The sequence below is a fragment of the Paenibacillus sp. E194 genome (assembly GCF_000935845.1).
GTDB lineage: Bacteria > Bacillota > Bacilli > Paenibacillales > Paenibacillaceae > Paenibacillus_B > Paenibacillus_B alvei_B.
This window is the reverse complement of record NZ_JMDX01000316.1, coordinates 1-5,564: the sequence shown is the minus strand read 5'-3', so window position 1 is coordinate 5,564 and position 5,564 is coordinate 1. Positions and strand designations below refer to the sequence as shown.

The window sequence follows — 5,564 nt, the reverse complement described above, 5'->3', positions numbered from 1 at the left end:
CTGCGGACATAATTGACAATCTCCACTCCGAGCGATCGTCATGCAGGCCATCCCCGTTCCGATTCGGAAGCCCCGCGAATCGGCGCCATTCCGACGCGGACATATGCCGAATAACAGATGGCCCGATCCAATCCATGTAAGAACGTGCCCGTGCCACCATATAATCAGGCAGCAGCAAGGATTCCACATCGAGCGCTTCTCCCCACTCCCGAATTGATTTCTCTGGATCATTGACAGTTCCGATTAGAATCATCTTCTCCTTCGGTCTTGTCAAGGCGACGTATAGCACCCGCATCTCCTCAGCAAGCAGTTCCAGTTTCATTTGCCTGCGAATCGCTAAGTTCGGAAGTGTCGGATAAGAAACTCGGAGCTCTTCATCTACGAACTTCGGCCCGAATCCAAGCCGCTTGTGCATCAAGAAAGACGAGTTCAAGTCTTGCTGATTGAATCGCTTCGACAGTCCTGCAACAAAAACAACTGGAAACTCCAGCCCTTTACTCTTATGAATCGTCATAATGCGAACTACATCTTCTTGTTCCCCTAACGCACGAGCTGTTCCCAGGTCTCCTCCTGTATCGCGCATGCGGTCAATAAAGCGTAGGAACCGGAACAGACCGCGAATAGAGGAGGATTCGTATTGACGTGCCCGATCATATAGCGCTCGCAGATTGGCCTGCCGCTGCATTCCTCCTGGCAATCCGCCTACCCATTCGTAATAACCCGTCTCCCGGTACAGCCGCCATATGAGCTGCGATAGACTTCCTTGCCGAGCTGCCGAACGCCAATGCTCCAGCTTATACAGAAAGCGATACAGCTTATCCTGCAAGTCAGTGTCGCTTGAGACCTCCTCAGCCTCTGGCTCTCCCGCTTCGGAATGCATCATTTTACTTACAGCGTCATAGAAAGAAATACCCTTTCCCTGAAGTCGAACTTGTGCCAGTTCTTCTGCCGTAAGTCCGACAATCGGAGAGCGGAGAACCGCCGCCAATGGAATATCCTGCTGCGGATTATCAATAACGCGAAGTAAAGAGAGTACAACCTCTACCTCCGTAGCCTGAAAATAGCCCGTATTGAACTCGGCATAAGCAGGAATGCCTTCCAATCTCAGCTCTTCTACCATGAGTGGTGCCCAAGCTTGCGTCGCCCGAAGTAGAATCACAATATCCCGATACGTCGCTGGTCGCATTCGCTTCAAACGCTTATCGTACACGAGGAACGGCTCTGTTCCTTCATCCCCGAGCAGCCTACGGATTCTTGCCGCAATTGCCCGCGCCTCAAGGCGTGCTGTTTCCATTTCAGCAGGATCAAGCGCATCGACGACCGCAGATTCCACCTCTGAATCAATGTCCTCATTTTCATCGGAGGCCAGCTCTGCATCAGAACTTGCACTAGCCTTCTCAATTAGCACTAGCTCGGTAGCATAGTTTTGGCGTTCTGCAAGCTGCTCCATATTCGGCTCGCGCTGAGCAGCACGCAATTCATCACTGATTTGTTCCAAGGTTGGATAAGTCGCCCCGCAAACGAGCTCAGCAGCTTCATCATATTTCAGCTCAGCCACTCGGTCATTCATGATCTGGCGGAACAGCATATTGACCGCATCTACTACACCCTGTCGGCTGCGGAAATTGCGTGCCAAATCAATGCGTATCCCCTTCTGCTTGGAGCTGTCTGAAGAATAGGATTCATATTTGTTCAAGAACAGACCTGGTTCGGCAAGGCGGAAGCGGTAAATACTCTGCTTAACGTCCCCTACCATGAAGCGGTTGCCAGCGCCGGAACGCGTAATCAGATTCACAATCGCTTCTTGAACCATGTTCGTGTCCTGATATTCATCGAGCAGGATCTCAACGTACTGTTCTTCATACTGTTTAGCTGCTTCCGAAGGAATCGTATGCGCAGGTGTCGAGTCTGGATGGCGCAATATTCGAAGGCAATAATGCTCCAAGTCCGAAAAATCCAGCCATCCCTTCTTGCGCTTCGCTTCCTCAAAGCGCTTGCCGAATTCAATGACAACATCAGCCAGCGTATGCATGATTGGCGCTATCACGGTCAGTTCCTGTAGAAATTGCTCTGGTGTTCTGCGGAACAATTCGTCCCGCAGCTGCTGCAGCCTCGCTTTTGCTTGGTCGCGAAGACGCTTCACCTGCTCCTGTAGTGACTTATCGTACTTATCTCCCCGACAAGCAGCCAAACGGCCGAACGCCAATAAGTCAAATGAGGAGTGAAGCCTCTCCCATGGTTCATGTTCAGCGGCCTCAGCCAGTGCAGCAGCACCTGACAATTCCTGAATTAGGGCCTCCCGATACGGCTCAGGGCCTCCAGGGGCGTCCAACAATCGATACGCCTGCCGCAGCAGTTCTACAATTCCATTCAAGGTCAGGCGTGCATCCTGCATAACACTTGTCGTCCAAGGTGAATTGCCCAGTTCTTCCACCGATTGCACCTCGAACGAAGCGGCCATCTCCTTCATCCATTCATCCGGCCATGGATGACTGCGCGAGAAGTCGAACAACTGCTGCACTAAGCGGAATGCAGCTTCATCGCTGCGTTCCCCGCTGAACCAATCAACCATTCGTTTGAATTCCGAGTGACCGTCCGCATAGCGCTGCTCAAACAATTCTTCCAATACGTCCTGCCGCAGCAGTTCTGTCTCGGTGTCATTCGCAATGCGAAAGGCAGGATCGAGCTGCACCGATTGGAAATGGCGCTGAATAACCTCCAGACAGAAAGAATGCAGTGTCGTGATGGAAGCGCGATTCAATAATGCCAGTTGACGCCGCAGATGCTCGGAATCAGGCTTCGCCTCCAGTTCTCTCTCCAAGGCAAGCCGGATACGCTCTCTCATCTCGGATGCAGCCGCCTTCGTAAAGGTTGCAACAAGCAGCTGGTCGACATGGACGGGTTGTTCTTCATTACTAATCGTCCGAATAATACGCTCGACGAGAACCGCTGTCTTCCCAGATCCAGCAGCAGCTGCGACAAGCACATTTTGTCCCCCGTCAACGACAGCACGCCATTGTTCATCTGTCCAGGTGCTTCCTTCCGGCTTATCTGGCAACAACCTGACTGTAGACGATGCTTCTACAGCATCCGAACGAGACTGTGTCCAACTAAGCAGATCAAACTCCAGTTCCTGCTGCCGTTTTCCGCCGAGCTCTTCGCCCCCATTATGTTTCTCGTTCTTGTCCATCTTCCGCTGCCCCTCCTTCCATCTTCATCCACACTTCGTCCTTCGTCATCCGCGGCAATACATGATAGTCATTTCCTTCGGTCAACTCATCGAATTGGCAGACAGGCTTATAACTGCAAAAGTCACAAGCCTTCTTCGTCCCAAGACGATAAGGGTCTATCCGAACATCACCATCTGTAATCCGGGTTCCGATATCTTGGATCACATGGCGAGCCGTTCCCCGCAACATATCCCATTGCTCCGTAGTCGCAACAGATGCATTGCTGTAGAACGACCCATCCGCCTTCACCGCAATTGGAAGAATGTCCGAATATCCTTTTTCAAGCGGCTCATCCATCAAGGACACAACTTCGCGATCCGCCAAGACGAGTCCACGCATTTTATATTTCTTCATCATTTGCTCATAAGCTTGCTCCACACTCATTCCATTCGCCGCCTGCAACAAAGGGTTGTGAACATGGAAATAGAGTGTGCCAGCAGGCAATGCCGACGAGCCGAGCCACAGTTCCGCATACGTAATCAATACATCCAAATAAGTGAGCATTTGCAGCGACAGACCGTAATACACTTCCTGCAGCTTCAAATCTGTCGAACTCGATTTATAGTCAATGACGCGAAGCAGCACGCCGCGGTCACTGTCCGCCTTGTCCACCCGGTCAATCCTTCCGATGATCTCCATCGTACATCCATTGCTTAGAGTAAATCGAAGCGGCGGCAGCGGCTTGTCCGGACCAAAATCCATTTCTAGTCCAATTGGCTCAAACTGACCTCTGCGAGCATGCTCTCCAAGCACGGAAGCAGCACGGCCAACGATTCGCTTCAGCTTGAGCGAGATGTGCTCATACCGCTTCGAGCTAAGCAGAATCTCCCCTTGCAGTTTTGGGGCAAGCATATCCACGATACGATCCGCTTCTGCTCGACATTCATCCGCAGACAGCGCTGCCCAGGTTCGATTCGAGCTCTGCAAATCTATGGCAAAGCGGCTGAGCGCTGCGTGGAACAACTGCCCGATGTCTGGAGCCTCCAATCGATATACCCGACGTTCCTTCAACTTCAAGCCATGGGAGGCGAAGTGCGAGAAAGGACAGGCTACGAAGCGCTCCATGCGAGACACACTGGTCCGTAAGGCAGTACCGTACAAGTGACGGCTTGTGGTCGGAGTAAGTGTCTCTGCTTGATTCCGATACAATAGCGAGCCCATCAGCACCTTCAGCCGATCATGCCATGCTGGCTGCGCGGCGAACCAGCGGTATACATCCCACCATATATTCGCCATTGGTCTTCCTTGGCGCCACTGTCGCAGCTGAACAATCAGGTGTTTCAGCGCAGATTCCGGATAGACAGCGAATTCCGATTGCTCCTCCTCATTCATGAATTCATTCGGCTCAGCCATGACGAGCCGCTCTTGTACACGTGGGAACATGCCTCGTACATGCCGAACTACCTCGGACGGCAGCAATGTCTTCCCTTCTTCATCAGCGAGTGCGTAGCTAATCCACAGACTGTCGCTAGGCGTCGCGAAGGACTGATAAATTAAGAACCGCTCGTCCAGAAGCTTGCGGCGGACGCCAGGCGCTAGCTCCATGCCTATCTGCTGCAGAGTGTCCCGTTCATGCTCCGTAAGCACGCCATCCTCAATCGGACGAGCCGGTATAACGCCATCGTTCACGCCAAGCATATATAAGTGCTTAATTTGGCCGGGTCTTGTCCGATCCATCGAAGCGATGAGCACTTGATCCAGCGCTGGCGGAACAAGCGCCATCTTGATGCTCTCAAATCCGGTATCCAGCATGCCGCCGAACAATTCAATGCTCATCTTCTCTTCGCCGACCATTTCTACCATCTGATCCAATATATCTAAGAGAGCCCCCCATATTTGCCGATGCTCCCGTGATAGTTGAACCTCTCCGTCAAATAATGCATCTTGGCTCATGCGCTCCAGCTTATGAGGCACACCAAGCGCCATCCAGAACGCATACATAGCCTCGCACATGCCGCGAACGTTCGAGCTCGCCTTCATTGCGCGTGCAAGCTCAGCAATCGGATCGGCAATGATTCTGCGGCATTGCTCCACCCACTCTGGAGCATGTCTTGGCCGTTCAACAGCCTCAGCTTCTTCAGTTGTGCCCTCCGCAGCTCCATCTGCATGATCAGGATCAAGCGACAATTCCGGCATTGCAGGCCATGAACGCTTGCTTGTCCACCTGCCCCCTTCGATACCGCATGCAAGCACATAGTTCTCCAACTTGTCAAAGTGCTCTCTTGTAATCGAACCATCTTCGGACAGCAAAAAATCGGTTTTGACAAACCGAAATACTGCGTCGTATTTCCAATTGCCTATTATGATATCAAGCACCGCTCGCGTCATCTCAAC

General features: G+C 52.1%; 2 protein-coding genes. Both read right to left on the bottom strand.

The annotated features are described in order from the left end of the window. Positions 1 to 3,190, bottom strand: a 3,190-nt coding sequence (locus tag AZ66_RS26145) for a UvrD-helicase domain-containing protein (protein ID WP_052648888.1), incomplete at its 3' end; no start/stop codon positions are given. After that, positions 3,168 to 5,564, bottom strand: a 2,397-nt coding sequence (locus AZ66_RS26140) for a PD-(D/E)XK nuclease family protein (RefSeq protein ID WP_044357549.1), incomplete at its 5' end; no start/stop codon positions are given. The genes AZ66_RS26140 and AZ66_RS26145, both read right to left, overlap by 23 nt.